Annotated in this window: 14 protein-coding genes; 10 read left to right on the top strand and 4 right to left on the bottom strand. The window is 56.8% G+C overall.

Going from position 1 to position 16,929, the window contains the following annotated elements:
* Positions 1–122 precede the first annotated feature (122 nt).
* The 7 genes from R6X40_RS23470 to vapC all read left to right on the top strand — a co-directional run bounded on the left by R6X40_RS23470 (position 123) and on the right by vapC (position 4,787).
* Positions 123–842, top strand: coding sequence for an alpha/beta hydrolase (locus R6X40_RS23470; RefSeq protein ID WP_318416547.1), 720 nt, complete (start codon positions 123–125; stop codon positions 840–842).
* Positions 843–963: 121 nt separating this feature from the next.
* Entirely contained in the window at positions 964–1,950 is a 987-nt protein-coding gene (locus R6X40_RS23465; RefSeq protein WP_318416544.1) for an MBL fold metallo-hydrolase, read from the top strand.
* An 89-nt stretch (positions 1,951–2,039) separates the two neighbouring features.
* Complete coding sequence (locus R6X40_RS23460) at positions 2,040–2,663, top strand: pyridoxamine 5'-phosphate oxidase family protein (RefSeq protein ID WP_318416541.1); 624 nt, start codon at positions 2,040–2,042, stop codon at positions 2,661–2,663.
* Entirely contained in the window at positions 2,660–3,133 is a 474-nt protein-coding gene (locus R6X40_RS23455) for a nuclear transport factor 2 family protein (RefSeq protein ID WP_318416538.1), read from the top strand. Before R6X40_RS23460 ends, R6X40_RS23455 begins: the two co-directional genes overlap by 4 nt.
* Positions 3,134–3,378: 245 nt before the next feature.
* Complete coding sequence (locus tag R6X40_RS23450; protein ID WP_318416537.1) at positions 3,379–3,768, top strand: hypothetical protein; 390 nt, start codon at positions 3,379–3,381, stop codon at positions 3,766–3,768.
* A 387-nt stretch (positions 3,769–4,155) separates the two neighbouring features.
* Entirely contained in the window at positions 4,156–4,386 is a 231-nt protein-coding gene (gene vapB, locus R6X40_RS23445) for a type II toxin-antitoxin system VapB family antitoxin (RefSeq protein WP_276121979.1), read from the top strand.
* Positions 4,386–4,787 carry a type II toxin-antitoxin system tRNA(fMet)-specific endonuclease VapC gene (gene vapC / locus R6X40_RS23440; protein WP_318416535.1) on the top strand — a complete coding sequence of 134 codons (402 nt, stop codon included), beginning with the start codon at positions 4,386–4,388 and terminating at the stop codon, positions 4,785–4,787. Before vapB ends, vapC begins: the two co-directional genes overlap by 1 nt.
* Positions 4,788–5,416: 629 nt before the next feature.
* Here the strand turns inward: vapC and R6X40_RS23435 are convergent.
* Both R6X40_RS23435 and R6X40_RS23430 read right to left on the bottom strand, forming a co-directional pair.
* Positions 5,417–6,952 (bottom strand): hypothetical protein, encoded by a 1,536-nt coding sequence (locus R6X40_RS23435; protein WP_318416532.1) that lies wholly within the window; start codon positions 6,950–6,952, stop codon positions 5,417–5,419.
* Positions 6,953–6,976: 24 nt separating this feature from the next.
* Positions 6,977–9,940 carry a hypothetical protein gene (locus R6X40_RS23430; RefSeq protein WP_318416530.1) on the bottom strand — a complete coding sequence of 988 codons (2,964 nt, stop codon included), beginning with the start codon at positions 9,938–9,940 and terminating at the stop codon, positions 6,977–6,979.
* 420 nt (positions 9,941–10,360) lie between these two features.
* Between R6X40_RS23430 and R6X40_RS23425 the strand changes: the two genes are divergently transcribed.
* From R6X40_RS23425 to R6X40_RS23415, 3 genes are all read left to right on the top strand, one after another.
* On the top strand, positions 10,361–11,098 hold the full coding sequence (locus R6X40_RS23425) for an adenylate/guanylate cyclase domain-containing protein (RefSeq protein WP_318416527.1): 738 nt from the start codon (positions 10,361–10,363) through the stop codon (positions 11,096–11,098).
* A gap of 108 nt (positions 11,099–11,206) precedes the next feature.
* Positions 11,207–11,575, top strand: coding sequence for a hypothetical protein (locus R6X40_RS23420; protein ID WP_318416526.1), 369 nt, complete (start codon positions 11,207–11,209; stop codon positions 11,573–11,575).
* Positions 11,576–12,062: 487 nt separating this feature from the next.
* On the top strand, positions 12,063–13,157 hold the full coding sequence (locus tag R6X40_RS23415) for a serine hydrolase (RefSeq protein ID WP_318416522.1): 1,095 nt from the start codon (positions 12,063–12,065) through the stop codon (positions 13,155–13,157).
* A 100-nt stretch (positions 13,158–13,257) separates the two neighbouring features.
* Here R6X40_RS23415 and R6X40_RS23410 read toward each other — a convergent pair whose 3' ends face one another.
* Both R6X40_RS23410 and R6X40_RS23405 read right to left on the bottom strand, forming a co-directional pair.
* The gene (locus R6X40_RS23410) at positions 13,258–15,072 is read right to left on the bottom strand and encodes an adenylate/guanylate cyclase domain-containing protein (protein WP_318416519.1); all 1,815 of its coding nucleotides are present in this window, start codon (positions 15,070–15,072) and stop codon (positions 13,258–13,260) included.
* Positions 15,073–15,855: 783 nt separating this feature from the next.
* Positions 15,856–16,929, bottom strand: a protein-coding gene (locus R6X40_RS23405) for an IS3 family transposase (RefSeq protein WP_318416517.1) whose coding sequence is annotated in 2 segments (ribosomal slippage) — positions 15,856–16,736 and positions 16,736–16,929 — 1,075 coding nt annotated over the 2 segments. Because the reading frame shifts where the segments join, the coding sequence is not laid out codon by codon here. This gene is flagged as partial in the annotation.

Raw genomic sequence — 16,929 nt, 5'->3', positions numbered from 1 at the left:
AGCCTGTCTTAGCAGTGCATCATCACACTCATCGACAGCGATGCATATCCGCCAAAAACTCAGCGTTGTTGAGCTATCGCGGGCAGATCAGTCAAAAATGGTGTCACCCGGGAACTCGTGCAATGACCCTAGATACTTCTCGTCCTCTATCCGAATCCATTTCAGTTGTGCTCGTGCATGGGGCCTTTGTCGACGCCACGGGCTGGCGGAAGGTTTACGAGATCTTGTCGCAAGACGGTTATGAAGTCCTTGTCGTGCAGAATTCCGCAGTCACGTTTTCCCAAGATGTGGAGCGCACGAAGGGCGTGATCGCAGAGGCTTCACACCCGGTTGTGCTCGTTGGGCATTCTTACGGTGGCGCCGTTATTACGGAGGCAGGAATCGAAGAAAAGGTCCTGAGTCTTGTTTATCTGGCCGCCTTCGTTCCGGACGCCGGGGAATCCGTGTTCGATTTGGCCTCGCAAGAGGTCCCTGGTGTGGAGAAAGCCCCACTCCTTCCGCCGAAGAACGGCTTCATCAAAATCGATCCACAGAAGTTTACGGCCGCATTCTCGGCCGACATAGATCCCGCCGAGGCGCAGTTCATGGCTGCCGCCCAGAGGCCGTGGGGCCTTGAAGCCGTCCAGGGCAAGATCACCTCTGCGGCATGGAAAACCAAGCCATCCTTTTACCTGCTTGCAACGGAAGATCGAATGATACCCGCTCAAGCACAGGCAGCGATGGCCGCGCGCGCAGGAGCCGCGGTCGTAGAGGTCAGCAGCAGCCATGCGGTAATGCTGTCCCAGCCTGACGAAGTCGCAGCGCTCATTAGAACAGCAGCTGAGCCGAACCCGCAAAACTGATGCTGAGCGTCAGCTGCTGTCCACATCAACCACCGACTGGGGGAATACCATGCGCAACTTTCTTATGCCGACACGTTCACAGGCACCACAAATATCACCCACTAAACCAGAGGAGAACGGCATGCCTCAGCTTTCACGCCGCGCTTTCGCGAGAGCTCTGCCTCTTGGTCTCGTTGGAGGAACCCTTTTCGGAGGAAGTCTGCTCGGCGACTTGACTGTCCAGGCTGCAACATCCAAGGCTGCCGGAACACCGGTCGCAACAACGCCGTTTGCACAGATTCATATCGGCCGTTTTACGGTAACGGCGCTGACCGATGGGTATGCTGATATGCCCTACAACTACTTCCCGGGACGCTCAGCCACCGAAGTGGAAAAGGCCGCAAACGGACAGTTTACGGCCAGACCCAGCGGGGTTCGTTTTCTGTTCAATCAATACCTTGTTGAAGACGGTAAGCAACGCATCCTGATCGATGCCGGGGCTGCAGGTTCTATCGGGGAAACCGGGCATCTCCCGCAAGCGCTAGCCACGCTTGGTCTAAAGCCGAGCCAGATCGATGCCGTTATCGTGACCCATATGCACCAGGACCACATGGGCGGTTTGGTTTTCGGCGGTAAGAACAATTACCCAGATGCCGAGGTCTATGTAGACCGTCGCGACGTCAAGCACTGGACCGACCGGGCTAAGCGCAATGGCGCGCCTGATTTCCTGCAGCCCAGCTTCAAGATGGCAGAAGAGGTGGTGCGTCTCTATCCGAAGATGCAAGCGATCGACGGAGAGCGTGAAATCGTTCCCGGCGTCTCGATTGTCGACCTAACCGGCCACACGCCTGGCCATATCGGCGTCCGCATCGAGGACGGCGGCAAGAGCCTGATCATGGTTTCCGACATGCTTTTCCCGGTCGTCCATCCGGCTGCAACGGACGTCTTCTTTCTGTTCGAACAGGATCAGGCTGCTGCGAAAGCCATGCGCAATCGCTTCTTCCCACAAGCTGCCTCGGAAGGTGCCCTGATCGCTGCGACACACATGCCGTTCCCGGGTCTTGGTCGCGTGGTCTCCGATCGTGGTCAGATGCGCTGGGAAGTCGCCGACTGGGCCTTGCAAGACTGATGCTTTAGCGGAAGTATTTAGCCGCCTGAAGATAGGTTAAGGCCCGCATTGTCCGCTGATGCGGGCCTGTTCAAGTATGGAGACGAGGTATGCCGTACCGCTTTCTAGAAGTCGCCGTGACGCCAAGCGTCCGAGCTGCGCAGGCGAATATGGGGGTGGAGCAGATAGGGCTGGGCAAGCACGATCGCCCTTCGGATACTTTGACGGAGAACGAGATCGCTTTCATCGCAACGCGCGACAGCTTCTATATCGCGTCCGCGTCAGAAACGCGTTGGCCGTACGTTCAACATCGCGGTGGGAAAACCGGTTTCCTCAAGGTTGTTGATCCGCAAACGATGGCATTCGCCGACTATCGCGGAAACCGCCAGTACGTCAGCGCAGGAAATTTCGCAGCCAACGACCGCGCCTGTCTGTTCCTAATGGACTATGTCCGACGGACCCGGCTCAAAGTCTATGCCCACGTCGAGCGGCTGACGCTCGACGCCGACCAATCGCTCACGGACCTCGTATCCGATCCGACATATAAGGGCCGTGCAGAGCGGATATTCAAGCTCCGGCTCGAAGCATACGACTGGAACTGTCCCCAGCACATCATCCCCCGCTACACCGAACAGCAGGTTGAGCAAGCAGTCGCACCGCTTCGTGAGAAGCTGCAACAGCTGGAAGGTGAAAATGCAGCGTTGCGAGCAAAATTAGAAGGAAGATCCGAATGACCGACGCTCAAAGGCCGCCTCTGCCGCCGTTTACATCAGAGACTGCTGCCGAAAAGGTGCGGCTTGCTGAAGATGGCTGGAATAGCCGGAATCCGGGCAAGGTCGCGTTGGCGTACACCGTTGATAGTCAGTGGCGTAACCGCGCCGAGTTCGTCAACGGCCGGGAAGCTATTGTCGCTTTTCTCACCAGAAAATGGCAGCGGGAGCTCGACTACCGTCTGATCAAGGAGCTGTGGGCGTTCGACAACGACAGGATTGCCGTCAGGTTTGCATATGAGTGGCATGACGACAGCGGCAACTGGTTCCGATCTTTCGGCAACGAGAACTGGGAGTTCAATGATAGTGGCCTGATGTGCAAGCGATACGCCTGCATCAACGACCTGCCGATCGGCGGGGAAGACCGTCGCTTTCACTGGCCGCTCGGTCGTCGGCCCGACGGCCACCCGGGGCTCAGCGCGCTTGGTTACTGATCGACCTCGTTTCCATTTCGAATTCGCACTTTTCACAACGTTCATCTCCGGCAGAAGAGGAGGCTATCGAGGTCAAAGCCTTCATCGATCTGTACAATGCCTCACCGGCAACGCTCAAGGCCGAAGAGCATTTTGAATACCTGCCCATCAACCGCGGATGCGCAATCTCGCTGCCAAGCGCCGGCCATCGGCCTGAACCGTGTATTGGGACTGAACTCCGTGAAGGATCTTGAGGAAGCCTATGGGTGGATGAATGGGAAGACCGGACAGCGGTTTTTGCAGGTAAATATAAGGTTTCGGCGGAGATTAAAGACTGGATCCTCGCCAAGGGTCTGCTTGAGTATGGTGTCGGCTGGGCGAAGCCTGTCTACGACGGCTCATCAGTGAACCTTTCGGAACCCAACTCTTTCCGAACGCGTCCCGTTCATGTTGAGGAAGCCACGCTTTTCGGATCGATGGTATGCAAAGGCTTTAACTTTCCAGCGACCCTGACGAGGTTGTGGTCTGCAATCGTTGGAAAAGTGGGCTGGTCGTGTTTTTTCGCTTTGGATGGTGACTATCCAGTCGGGACGGCCGCCATGTATCAATCTGGCACCTACGCATGGTTAGGCGGCGGCACTACAGTTCCGGAGTAACGAATCGCGGCGTTCAAAGACAATGGTTGCCAGGCTCGACGACGAAACGAAAGCGATGATTGCGGCCAGGATTATCGCGACAGGCAAAGCATTGCCAAGCAATTGAATGAATGCTGAGAGTGCCGGTGTTGGTTAAACGCTCAAACGCAACGGTTCACAAACCAACAAAAGTTCCATAAATATGCATACGCCAAAAACCGCGCTAAAAATATGAAATATGTGGATTTTTCTTCGTAGCGGCGGCAGTGGTTCCCTTCCGTACGAAGACACTGGACTATGGCGCGTATCGAAAATTTGGGGCGCGGCCTGATGTATATCCCATTGACATATCCCAGACGGAAGGTTATGTAAATCTTATACTCGGTGATGCAATCCGGAGGGACTTAGGTGGAGCAGGGTGCAGTATTCCAGAATAATCGAAGCCAAGCTATCCGTCTTCCAAAGGCAGTCGCTTTGCCCGATGATGTAAAGCGCGTCGATATTGTCGCCGTCGGACGCACTCGCATTATCGCACCTGCTGGCGAGGTCTGGGACAGCTGGTTTGAAGGAGCAGCGGCCACGTCCGACTTCATGAGTGAGCGTGATCAGGCCGCCTCGCAGGAGCGCGAGGCGTTTTGATGCTGAAGTACATGTTAGACACCAACATTTGCATTTTCACGATCAAAAATCGACCACACCACGTGCGCGAGGCGTTCAATCGTTTCCATGATCAATTGTGCATCAGTTCGGTTAGCTTGATGGAACTGATTTACGGAGCGGAAAAGTCAGCCAGTCCTGAAAAGAACCTTCCCGTTGTTGAGGGCTTCGCGGCGCGCCTTGAAGTTTTAGCGTACGACGAACCGGCAGCAAGCCATACGGGTCAACTGCGGGCCGAACTGGCGCGCAGCGGTACTCCAATCGGTCCATATGATCAATTGATTGCAGGACACGCTCGCTCGCGAGGCTTGATTGTGGTTACGAATAATCGCAGGGAATTTGATCGCGTTCCCGGGTTACGGGTGGAAGACTGGACGGGCTAGTCTCAAACGTTTCACTATAGCCATCGATAGCCCTGGATAACGCCTCTCCGTCGGCACCCGCTGCCGGGTCGCAGGTTCCTATTGTTTCAAGGCGATCGATTTCCAACCCTCGTATAGCTACCTTCTTACTGATTGATATTTGGGGGGGTACCTTGAAGCTGCAATTGCGAAACTCAAGGCTGGCTATGGCGTGCTTATCTTAAGCCGCACGCCGATTCCTCCTTGGACCATTTCGCTTTCGTCCACGAAAATAACCCCAGCTGCGTCACACGTGAAGCGAATGAGTTTCAGGTTGCTTTCACGCATTTCACCGCCTCTTTCGAAAGCACGGATGGATACCGTGCTGATGGCTGTCCGACTGGCCAAATCGCTTTGTGTCCAATCCCAAAGAGCGCGCGCTGCGCGGCATTGAGCAGACATTGCGAGATGTTTCGTTTGATGGCTGCTTTTGAAACCTGCCCGTACTCGGCCGCTGCAACGCAGTGGCATATTGCTGGATGCTGAAAGACATAAGCGCCCTACCTTCGTTACAAAAGTTTTTTGAGGCAGCGCGAAAGCACATATTGGACGGCTCCTTCCACCGCATGCGATGTGCACCACAGCCCCTCGACTTGCATAGGCCGCCAGGCTTAGGGTTTCGCCGCAGCCGCCTCTTCCTTGGCGTCTTCTTTTTCGATCTCGTCCCAAGTCTCGCGGAGGTTGGCGAGTGTCTGAACCGGCACCCAATCGATGTCGGCCAGACGAAAGTTAAATGGCCGGATGATCATCTTGTAGAATCCCTTCGTGTTCAAAATCACGACACGGCGAATGCTGAGACCTGCGGGGTTGCCCCACAGTTTCGGAAGGCTCTTTACCAGCTCCTCGTGAGGGATCTTTGTGAAGTCCGAGTTGACTACGATGGTGGAACCCTGACTCCCTTTGCCCGCGATCTCGTTGAACATCGTCTTCAAATTATTGCCCTTAGGGACATAGATGTCGGCGAGCGAGCCCTCGAGGAGGAGGTCTGGGGTCTTGATGCCCTGGGTCAGCGTCAGAACAGGCTTGCCGGTAACGGGATTGATCTTTTGCACGCCCTGCGTCACCTTCACGAAATCTTCGGGCGTCAAGCCCGGCAAGGACACAATCTCGGCGTCGGGCAGGTTTTTGCCGAGAACTTCAATAGCCTCCTTTTCTCCAGGTGCATGTAGTACGTGGAGCAGGATGGTCGTTTTGCCCGCCTTGGATCCCACGTTGGCCGAATTCCTCGCGATTTTCGCCCACTGTGCCGCCGTCGCCACCTGATTGAGTGCGTGGAAAAACGACCAAAACAGTTGGCTTTGCTCGGAAGTCAGTTGTCCGCCCTTCCGCACGATGTCGACGATTTCCAGAATGCGCGTGGCGTTCTTCGCGGACAGCTTCGAAACCGACACCGCGAGGGCCCGGAAAGTGTCCAGCCTGCCGAGGGTGGTTCGTAAGGCGTTCGTACTCTTTCCCACCTGCATAATCTTTAGCGTCCGCGCTGTAATGCGTCCGCCCTTGACCGCAAGCGACAGGACCGCGCCGACACCCACGAAGACGACGCGGAGCACCCGCTCCGTGTTCGTGAGCTTTTGTGCATCCGGCAGGCGGTATCCGGCGATGCCCGTCGCGATGTCGTAGATCGGACCAATGACAGGAAGTAGAGAAATGACAATGTCGACAGAGTGCGCGGTGAAGGCGTTGATGTCCCCATTGAAGTTCTTGGTAATCGCAGATAGCGGCGAACCGTTCCACGCGAGCTCAAGGCTGAGCACGTAGAGCGCATCGCGGCTCCCGGTGACGCGCGTGTCGTATGTGATCAGCAGGGAAATATGGATCGGCTCGATATCGCGGGAGGGGGGTCGTTCGAGGCGGTTTGACAGGACGCGTCTTACTCCCTCGGCGCCGTCGACCGCAATGCCGTAGAGGATGTCGGATAACAGACCGCCCCATCCCATTTGCTTCAGAGGCTCCACCCGTGGTGCCCACGATTTGATCAGGTCGGCGACCTGTTCAGCGATCGCCAGCGCATCCTCCATGTCGGCGCGCGGCACGACCATCGGCTGGGGCTCGTCACGCAAAAGCACACCAGCGGCCAGCTTACGGATCCTCGCCATCGACAGGATTATCCCGTCGACGATTGGACGCATCTCGGCCTCGTCTGACATCGCTGTTTCTCCGCTCCCTCATTCTTACGCCGAGGGAAAGGCCGGAAGCGTGCCATCTGGCTGAAGCCAAACCAGGGTGGTCGGAAGCGTGAACTCCCAAGGATCGCCTTCGGGCGTCGCGCCCGCGAGGTCGTCGGTCTGGTTGCGCAACTCTTCGGCGATCGACTCGTACAGGGGATCCTTGAGGAGCGGTGCGTCACCCCCTCGCCAGACCTTCTTGCGGAGCTCGGTCTCTTTCAAAGGGTTCTGGAGGAGGAACCGGACACTATCGACATAGGCCAGCGGCACGGGCACGAGGACTCTCGCGGAGCCGGCGGTCAGGAACTGTTGGAACAGTGGATCGGGGTCGGACAGGTTTGTTACCTTGGCCCAGTTTGATTTCCGGCCCCAGAAGTACGGGTAGTAGATGTACGTCATTTGTTCCCACTCGAACGCCTGTTCGAAGAACTGCACGATAGGTCCTTCGTAGAGCGCCGCTAGAACGTCCACCTCCGGCGGGTGGAGCGGGTCGCTGAACGGCTCGGTCACGGCGCCGAACTGCTTGAAGTGTTGGCCCGTCATCATCGTAACGCAGAGCTTCTTCAGCTCGTTCTTCTCCACGATGCGGTTGATGGCCGGATTTTGGCCCTCAATCACGATGCCCGCTGCCGATTCCGCTTGGGTTACCTTTTGATCATAGGCCGCCTGCAACGCCTGATACGCGGTCTGGATTTGCCCGAACGTATCAAGGCGCCACTTGATCATAGCCTCGTCGGTCCGAACACATACACCCTGGATGTTGATCGCATACGAATAAACGTCGTAGCAGGCGAGGCTTACGGGGACAGATCCCGCGACGTGCGTGTTGTCGACCGAAGGAGCCCCGATCTGCCTCTTCATCATCGGCGCGCCTCCCGCGCTGTCGGGCGAGTGGATAATCTCCCACACGTCTCCCCGAACCTGAAGGTTGAACTGGGGAGCGTTCAGCGACCAGAGGATCGATGCGGCGACGCTATACGAGCCCAGCAAATAGCCGGCAGGAACGACGAAGTCTTTCGACGCGGCGGCCCCCCTGCCGCCCTCGCCGAGCCCGAGCTCCTTGGTCTGGGCAAGGGCGAGGCCGATGTAGGTGAACATCGCCGGGGGGCCCGACACTCCGGCTGCCCCGTATCTTGCGGCGTACCGCCGGTAGTTGATCTCGGTGATGTCCTCGGCGGTCAGCGGCCTTGGCGTACCGGCTTTTCCCAGACCTACCGCTCCCGGGGCCACATTGAAGCTCGACACGGTGACGAAGGGCGGTGGCGGAGTAGCGTTCACCTTCGGCCCGTTCGCCAAGTGCGTCGCGCGATAGAAGGCAGCCGGCTCCGGAACGATGAACTCCAGCAGGAGGCGGGCACCGTAGTTGAAGACTTGGGCTCTGTATCGCTTGTCCACCCACCGATATACGCCGGTGACGTTGGCCTCGGAGGGAGGACCATTGTCGAGGACGTGCTTGTTGATCTCCTCGACCTCATTTAACGTCTTGGTGGTTCGCTCCGAGCGGGTTTTCGTCTGCACCTTGGTGACTGATTTATCAACGACGTCCCGCGCGAAGTTACTGCTGTTTTTCTGCGAGTCCTGCTTGGAGGTTGAGTAGGCGAAGTCCCCCGTCGCTGTCGCCACGATCGGACCATAGCTTGCCGTAACCGTCAGGCCCGCCTTGATACTCATGTCCTCTTTTACTGTCTGCTCTGCCTCGCGCTTGAGTTCGAACCGGTCCGTCGTCTGGGTGTCCCGCTCTGTGTCCTTCGTTTCTTCCTCGGACGTGAAGATCGTGATCTCGGTTCGGTCAAGCTTGCGGTGGGTCCTCTCCTTAGACTCGCCCTGCAGCACGTTCTCGATGTGCGCGACCTCGCCAGCGACATACGACAGGAGCGTCTGCTTGACTACCTTCAGATCGCCGATGCCCAGGGGAGTAATGCGGCCGCTTACATCGACGTCCGGGGCGGTGACAGGCGCGGGGCTGATGTTCTTGGCAACGATGGGAGCGATTTCGAGCGGCAACGCCAAGGTCGCCTTATTTAGGGCGGCTTCGAACTCCGCGTCCCCTTCAAGAAGGGTGGCGCGGTCGACGAGCGCCTGGAGATGAAGCTGGAGGGTCTGCGCTGCCTGGGGGGCGGACGTCGTCTTTGATAGGCTCAGACGGTCGAGGATCGCCGACTGCTCGCGTGGAACGTCGTCCCGAAGAACGTCGCCGAGGTGTGTGACGGTTGAGACGTGGAATCGTGCGGACCACTCGCCGGGATCGAGCGTCTCCTGCCGCGCGACAGAACCGACGGCCAACGCCGATGCGAGTAGACCTTGAGTGGCGCCGAGGTCGGCGACCAAAGCCTGGATCTGGTCGCTGCGGCGAGCGTCTTCGGGAGACGCTTGCCTCGGTACCGGAGCGGACGGAGTCGGAGGCTTTGACACCTGAGGGTGGAACCCTGAATCGAATGCGGTTGGGACGACGACTGTTGCCCGCAGGATAGAAAGGGCAGCCGACCGCGACGGCTTGGGGAGGTCGTCCACCAACGCCGCGAAGTGGAGCAGGCGCAGCACCGCCATCGGTGTCTCAAGAATCCTTCCTGCGTCAGGGCCGGTCGCGTGAGCCGTATAGAGCGCTTCCCAAGCAAGCGAGAGGGCCTTGGGCTCTGCTCCATCGGTCATCCGGTCGAGTTTGGCGTCCTGCAGCATTGACTTCGCCGCGGGCGGGTCGCCTTCAGGCGTGAGTTCCTGGTAGCTTCGTACCAACGCGCGGTAGCCCTCTTCGAGGGGTGCCAGCGACGAAAGGTCGAGCTCTTTCCAACGCGCTTGCGCGGCGCCGGGGGGCGACAGCTTGCGCGCGAGAACCTCTATTTGATGCGCTCCATCGGAGTTCGCCGCCTTTTGGTCGCGAACGAAGGACTGAGCGGTCTCCTTTTCGCTGAACAGTTGTGCGGGCCGGGTGGCAAGAAACTTGAAAACGTCCGTCACTACTGGAGTGTTCATACGACCTCTCCTGCTGTCCGGTTGATATCAAAACAGATTCAATTGGTTGTCTGATTGTTCCGGCTCTGAACCGTAGCGATGCACAAGAAACGCTTGCTGTATGAGCATTTTTCTCGAACGGTTTGATCGAGAAATCCGTAGCAATGTTCAAAACCACGGATTGCTGTGGAGCCGACTGGCGATGTGGAACATAAGCATAAGATAATAAGCGCGCAAGCGGTCATGGTCAACGTGTGTCGACGGCGACCACCTTCGAGTCAGGTTATCCTGACAATATTCCCTACAAAATCGAACATCGCCTTCAATTAGGTTCGTCCTAAATGCCGAGATGGGCTACCATGAAGCGATCTTCAGCATGCCTGCTCTTAGCATTATGGCATCAGCGTAGGACGGGAGATCTCGTCTCAGTTGGCTCGAAGGATGGCTGCGATTCTGGTTGCCGATGTTGTCGGGTACTCACGGCTCGTTGAGGCTGATGAAGCCGGGACCCTGAAGGCGGTAAATGACCTGCAGCATGCACTCTTTGGTCCACTGGTCGCCACCCATCGCGGCCGAATATTCAAATTGATGGGAGACGGACTTATATCGGAATTCAGCTCCGTCGTCGATGCAGTCAACTGTGCGGTGGACGTTCAGAACGGCGTAGCACAAAGACCAGATAAGGCCAGGCGCCAGATTATGCTCTGGATAGGAATTAACCTTGGAGATGTCGTGGTCGAGGGCGACGATCTGATGGCAGACTGCGTCAATATCGCCGCCCGCTTGGAGCAATTGTGTCCGCCGGGAGACGTCCTCATTTCCGGGTTCGCCTATGATCATCTCGTTGGAAAAGTTGATTTTCAGTTCCAGGATGCCGGGGCGCAGCACCTCAAGAATATCGCACGCCCTATCAAGTCCTACCATCTGGCACTGAACGGATCTGCGCCGATGCAGCGCGCGAACCTGAGCTCGGACAAGCCCGTTATCGCAGTTCTTCCTTTCGATAACATGTGCGCAGAGGCTGAACAGATCTATTTCAGCGATGGCATGACGGAAGACATCATTGCCGAGTTGTCGCACTTCAGTGAACTTATGGTGATCGCTCGCAACTCTTCGTTCGCCTTTCGCAGTCAATCGACTGACCTGCGAGAGATTGGCCAAAAACTGGCTGCAGGGTAGGTTGTCGAAGGGAGCGTCCGCCGGACCAGCAATCGAATTCGCATAACAGCGCAGCTCGTCGAAACTGCCGGTGGGACCCATCTTTGGGCCGAGCGTTACAACCTTGAATTGGAAGATGTGTTCGCAATACAGGAAGAGATTGCTCAGAATATCGTTTCAAGAGTTGTTCAACGCGTGAGAGATGATGTTGAGATGGCAGCCCGCCGGCGCCGGCCGGAGGATATGCGAACCTACGATCTTTTTCTTCAGGGCAATCGCCTGGCGGATGTGATCTCAGCGGAACTCCAAGACCGTTCTCAATCCCTGTTAGAGCGGGCTATCGTTGTAGATCCTACGTTCGCCCGCGCGTATTCGGGCCTGGCCTATGTTTACCTGGATCGGTCGGTGGACAGCGGCGTCGGGGTGCTGCGGGAGGTTGATGACAATCGAACACAAGCGCTGCGTCTTACAAATTCGAGCTTTTGGTCAATACCGTAACGATATTCACGCCTCTACTCAGCTGCTGTCTCTTGCCTGAGCCGACCGGCCGTGTCTGTGTTGTGGCTGCCGCAACGACGATGTCCGGCGTCGTCCTCATGTCATGCGGCGGGATTTGCGTGTTCAATTGGAGAGACGGAAAGTGCCTCGTAACTTGGGTGTAATATGCACTCTGGATGGTCCTGCTGGGCAGGCATGCGAAACGGTTTGGATCACCGTTTGGCTTGAATTGGCCGCGCTTGCCTTACTCTCCACAGCTGCCGCATTCTGCCTGCAAACTGTTGCGCAGAAGTTCACCACGGCGTCGCGTGCAGCGTTGCGGATCTCGGGCAAATTGGTGTTCGGCGCACTTGGAGCGTTTGGGTGGCTGGTTGAGCGGTCGTCGCCGATCGCCTTGGTAGCGCTGCTTTCATCTTCCTTGCTGTCGTCACGGTGGCAGTCTCTCCACCATAGTCCCGCCACAAGCGCTCAACCCCGGAGGCTATTCATGAAAATTCGTTTGATCACAGCGATCTGCCTGTTGCTGACTGTTACATCCACGACATTGCTCTACGGCCAAGATGCTGCGAGATCGGTCGGGAAGCCCTTGTCAGCGCAATACGAAGCCATGGACGCGGCGCTAGCGGAAATTGCAGCACCTCTGCATTCAGTATTGGTCGCTAAGGGCGAAGCGATCGTGTTCGAAAGATACTGGACTGGAGAGGATCAGCCGTGGGGGAAGGCAAGGGGTACTTACGTTTATGGCGCTGAAAAACTTCATGATATGCGATCGATCAGCAAATCGGTCGTGTCTTTGCTCGTCGGAATTGCCGTCGATCGAGGCCAGATCGACATCGAAAAGTCTCCATTCGACTATCTTCCCGAGTATGCCGATCTGATCACTCCTCAGAAGGCGAAAATCAAGATGCGCAATCTTCTCTCAATGGATGCAGGGTTCGTTTCAAACGAAATGGTCGCCTATGACGACCCCAACAATACCGAACGTCTGATGAATATTGCAGAAGACCCGGCACGCTATGCGCTTGCAAGGAATGCGCTGCATGAGCCAGGGGCGAATTGGGTTTACGACGGCGGCAGTACGATGGTTCTAGCGCGAATCCTGCAGAAGCTCAGCGGGAAAGACTTGTTGACACTCGCACGCATTGAACTGTTCGAACCACTTGGGATCAAAAACGTAGATTGGATCCGTCTGCGGAAAAGTGGTGAATTCGCGGCGCAGGGTGGTCTGCGCTTGCTGCCGCGCGATCTTGTCAAGATCGGCGAACTGGTTCTCAACGACGGGCGATGGGGCAAGCGAACGCTTGTGTCCGCGGGTTGGCTTCGCCGTTCCGCCACTCCAGTGCACGACGCCTGGTATACCGAGCGTTATGGCTTGCATTGGTGGTCGGGGTCGACAGTGCTACCCGACGAGCGATCAGTTTCGTGGACTGAGGGTCTTGGGGTAGGCGGACAACGGCTCTACATTGTGCCCGACCTCGATATGGTCGTCGTCATTACGGCCGGGCTATATGGCCGCGCCGATCAGGGAGCGATCGTTCGCAGGGTATTCGAAAATGCCATCGCTTTGTATGGAACGCATTGACGGTGCTCAGCAATTGGTACAGCGTCCGCTGCACGACCCATCGCAAATCTTCGCAACAACCCCTGCTCAACAATGGCGCGAGAAAACGAACGGCTGACATTCAATGCAGGCGTCTATCGTTAACTGGCAGGCCCGCAAGGCGAAGTCCCTCGCGCAGGAGCGCCTCGTCAGCTGGAAGTTTGAGATAGCTGGTATTGATCAACCACTCGGCGTAGTCAGCTGGGCCCGCGTTTGGATTACCGCGCCATACTTTTCGAATTCCCTCAATGAACCATGTTGCGCACTGTAACGCTTCTTCCCTACGTCCCATGTGCCCAAAGGCTGCAGCCAAAATCGACATGTCCCGAATGTGATATGTTGGGTCACCAGACATACGGTACGCAAGGTGTTTGATAGCCTCGTCGTATTGTCGCAATAGAAAATGAACGCGCGAACAGTAACTGCTATACCAGTGAGGATGGCGCGGATTGAGCCGAAAGGCCATCTGTGTCGCGGGTATGCCGAGTTCCGGTCTCCCAAGGCACGCCTGTGCCCACGCCCAGAAAATCTGTATGGTGGCATCGTTCGGGTTCATGGACGATGCTAGGTCAAAATGACGGCTCGCTCGGTCGAACTCTCGCCAGGTCAAGAAAATGTAGCCTGCCGTAGACTGTACGCGAGGTTCAGTGGGATCAACGGTAAGGGCCAGTTCTGCCAATCTTCGCGCTTCTTTCCGGTTCGTGTCTTCCTCGTGGGGCACTCCAACTCCAAAGTCTAACGAACGGTTGAGATAGTTGAATGCCAGGCCCGTATACGCCCGGGCGAAAGTAGGATCGAGAGTCCGCGCACGTTCGAAAAAATCTCGCGACCTTTCCTGCCCGTTATCAACAAAGACATCTGAAAGCCGCTGTCCCTGTAGGAAGAGGTCATAGGCCATAATGTCTTGGGGAGGGCGACGACGCGCCACGACCTCCGTTTCCTCTTGGATGCGCTGTGCGACTGTCGCAACGACCCCCCTTGCAACGTCGTCTTGGATGGCGAACACCTCCTCGAACGAGCGGTCGTAACGCTCCGCCCACAGATGTGTTCCTGTTTCAGCCTTAATGAGTTGAGCTGTGACACGGACCCGATCGCCCGACCGGCGGATGCTACCCTCCACCACGTAGTCAGCGCCCAAGGCCTTACCGATAGCGCTGATTTCTACGGCTTTATCCTGGAAAGCGAAGGAGGAGTTACGTGCGATGACAAGAAGCTCCCGGAACCGAGCTAGCTCCGTGATGATGTCCTCCGTGATCCCATCACTGAAATACTCTTGCTCAGGCCCACCCATGTTTTTGAAAGGCAGCACGGCTACCGAAGGGCGATCGGCGCGGAGACGGTCCTGCCAGTTCGGATTGAAACTAGATCGTTGTGACGGCGCAGAACCGTGCTTGATCGCAAAAACTCTGATGGGTAGCTTTATGCCTTTTAGAGATTGTGGGCCGAGGTCGTTAACTGCGACCAGAATAGCGCTTCGCACGTAGTCTTGCACCATTGCCGACAAACAGATGCCACCTGGCTCAGCAATAGCCTGCAAGCGCGCCGCAATGTTTACGCCGTCGCCGAACAGGTCGCCACCCCTCACCATCACATCTCCGACATGCACGCCAATCCTAAACCACAGACAGCGCTCTATCGGAAGTTCTTTGTTGGCGGCAGCCATGGCGGTTTGAGCTTCGAGCGCGCACTTCACCGCATTAACGGCTGAGGGGAACTCGGCCAGGACACTGTCTCCGGCTGTATTTGCAATGCGCCCCCTGTGCTCTGCGACGCACTCGTCCAGAATGGCGCGCTGCGATGCGAGCGCTTCGAGCGTGCCGACCTCGTCTTGGCTCATAAGCCTTGAGTATCCCTCAACGTCCGCTGCGAAAATAGCAGCCAGTCGGCGCTCGATCACGGGACCCCCTGGGTTTACCTCGTTAGATTGGTTGGCAAACGACCTGATCTTGCCTCTCTAGGCTTGCCAAGTATGATCCTGCGAAAGAAAACGTGCAACCGGTCCGCACGTGTAATTTGGACAAGCTATCAAGGCAGTCGTCGGCGACGTCAGATTCGACGAAAAGGGCTACTTGAAAAACGTCAGCTGCGACGTCAACAGTTGGAGCAAGGAAAGCTACGCACCGATTGGAAAGTAAGCGCGAAAATCGGACCGCAGCCCGCCGGGTTCGGTCAAACACGGGGCCTGTACAATCGGTCTCGAATCTCACTTTGACGGCTTGCCCGACCGCCAGCCTGTGCAGAACTCCTAAGGGGCGCTCGTCATAGCAATACGACGGCATGGTACTAGCTCGTCTGAAGCCGAACAACCGACGAGAATAATTCCATAAATATGCATACGCCTCAAATCGAAGCTAAGTTATTGACTCTAATGAAAACCAGATTGTTTCGCGGTGTTCCGTTAGTGCAATTGCAGCTTTGATGCTGCTGGAGTCTTGCCCAGGAGACACACCGCTTTTACAGCGTTTTCGGCCACTTCTGAGAGGCGTGCATCACCGTAATGATCTCGATGTCGTGGCGACAGAAGCTACGAGCCGGGCAACCACCCGTGCAGCGGCATCCGGGTCGTCTTTTTCAATGTAGTCACCGATTTCATCAAGCCGCCGCAACGCTCGCACGGTCAGAGGTGGCTCGGTTTGTCTGAACAGTTCCGGGCGTTTCGCTAAGTGGATTTCCGCCTCGATTATGCCGCCACCATCATTGGTGCCAGCGCGTTGAAGTAGGCCTGATCCGGTGTCTGCCGGTCAAGGGATGAATGTGGGCGTCGGCTATTGTAAAAGGTCAGATATCGGCCGATGCCAGCGCGAGCCTCGGACACTGTTTTGTAGGCGTGGAGATAGACCTCTTCGTATTTGATCGACCGCCAGAGCCGCTCGACGAAGACATTGTCCCGCCACGCGCCCTTGCCGTCCATCGATATGGCAATCTCAGCCTTCTTCAGCACGGCGGTGAAGTCGATGGAGGTGAACTGCGATCCCTGGTCGGTGTTGAAGATGTTGGGCTTGCCGTAACGCGCAAGTGCCTCCTCGACCGCTTCGATACAGAAGTCCGCCTCCATCGTGATTGACAATCGCCACGACAGAACCCGCCGACTGAACCAGTCCACGACGGCGCAGAGGTAGACAAAGCCACGCGCCATGGGGATGTAAGTCAGGTCCATCGCCCAGACCTGGTTGGGTCGGGTGACCGCCAACTTTCGCAGGAGATAGGGATAAATTTTGTGACCTGGCGCTGGTTTGGAGGTGTTCGGGCGACGGTATATCGCCTCAATGCCCATCTTCCTCATCAGCGTGGCAACGTGCCGCCGCCCGGCATTCAGCCCTTCTCCCTTCAAAAGCCATTGCAACATCCGACTCCCCGCAAACGGGTATTCGAGATGCAGTTGGTCTATCCGGCGCATCAGTGCAAGATCGCCGTCAGGCACGGGACGAGGCAGATAATAGACACTGCCACGGCTGAAGCCGAGAAGCTTGGCCTGGCGCACGACGGATAGCTTATGCTGGCGGTCGATCATTTTTTTCCGCCCAGCAATCCCGCCTTGCCGAGCGCTCCGGCTAAAAAATCGTTTTCCAGCGTCAGCTCCCCGATTTTGGCATGTAGCGTTTTGACGTCCACAGTTGGGCCTGCCGGTTCCGTCTTCGCTTCATCACCGAAAACGCCGGTCGCCCCCTCAAGGAGCTGCTCTTTCCACTGCTTGATCTGGTTGGCGTGCACGTCAAACTGCTGGGACAATTCCACCAACGTCTGTTCGCCCCGG

The organism is Rhizobium sp. PL01, assembly GCF_033447125.1.
In the GTDB taxonomy this organism is placed as follows: domain Bacteria; phylum Pseudomonadota; class Alphaproteobacteria; order Rhizobiales; family Rhizobiaceae; genus Pararhizobium.
This window is presented reverse-complemented; position numbering and strand designations above follow the sequence as displayed.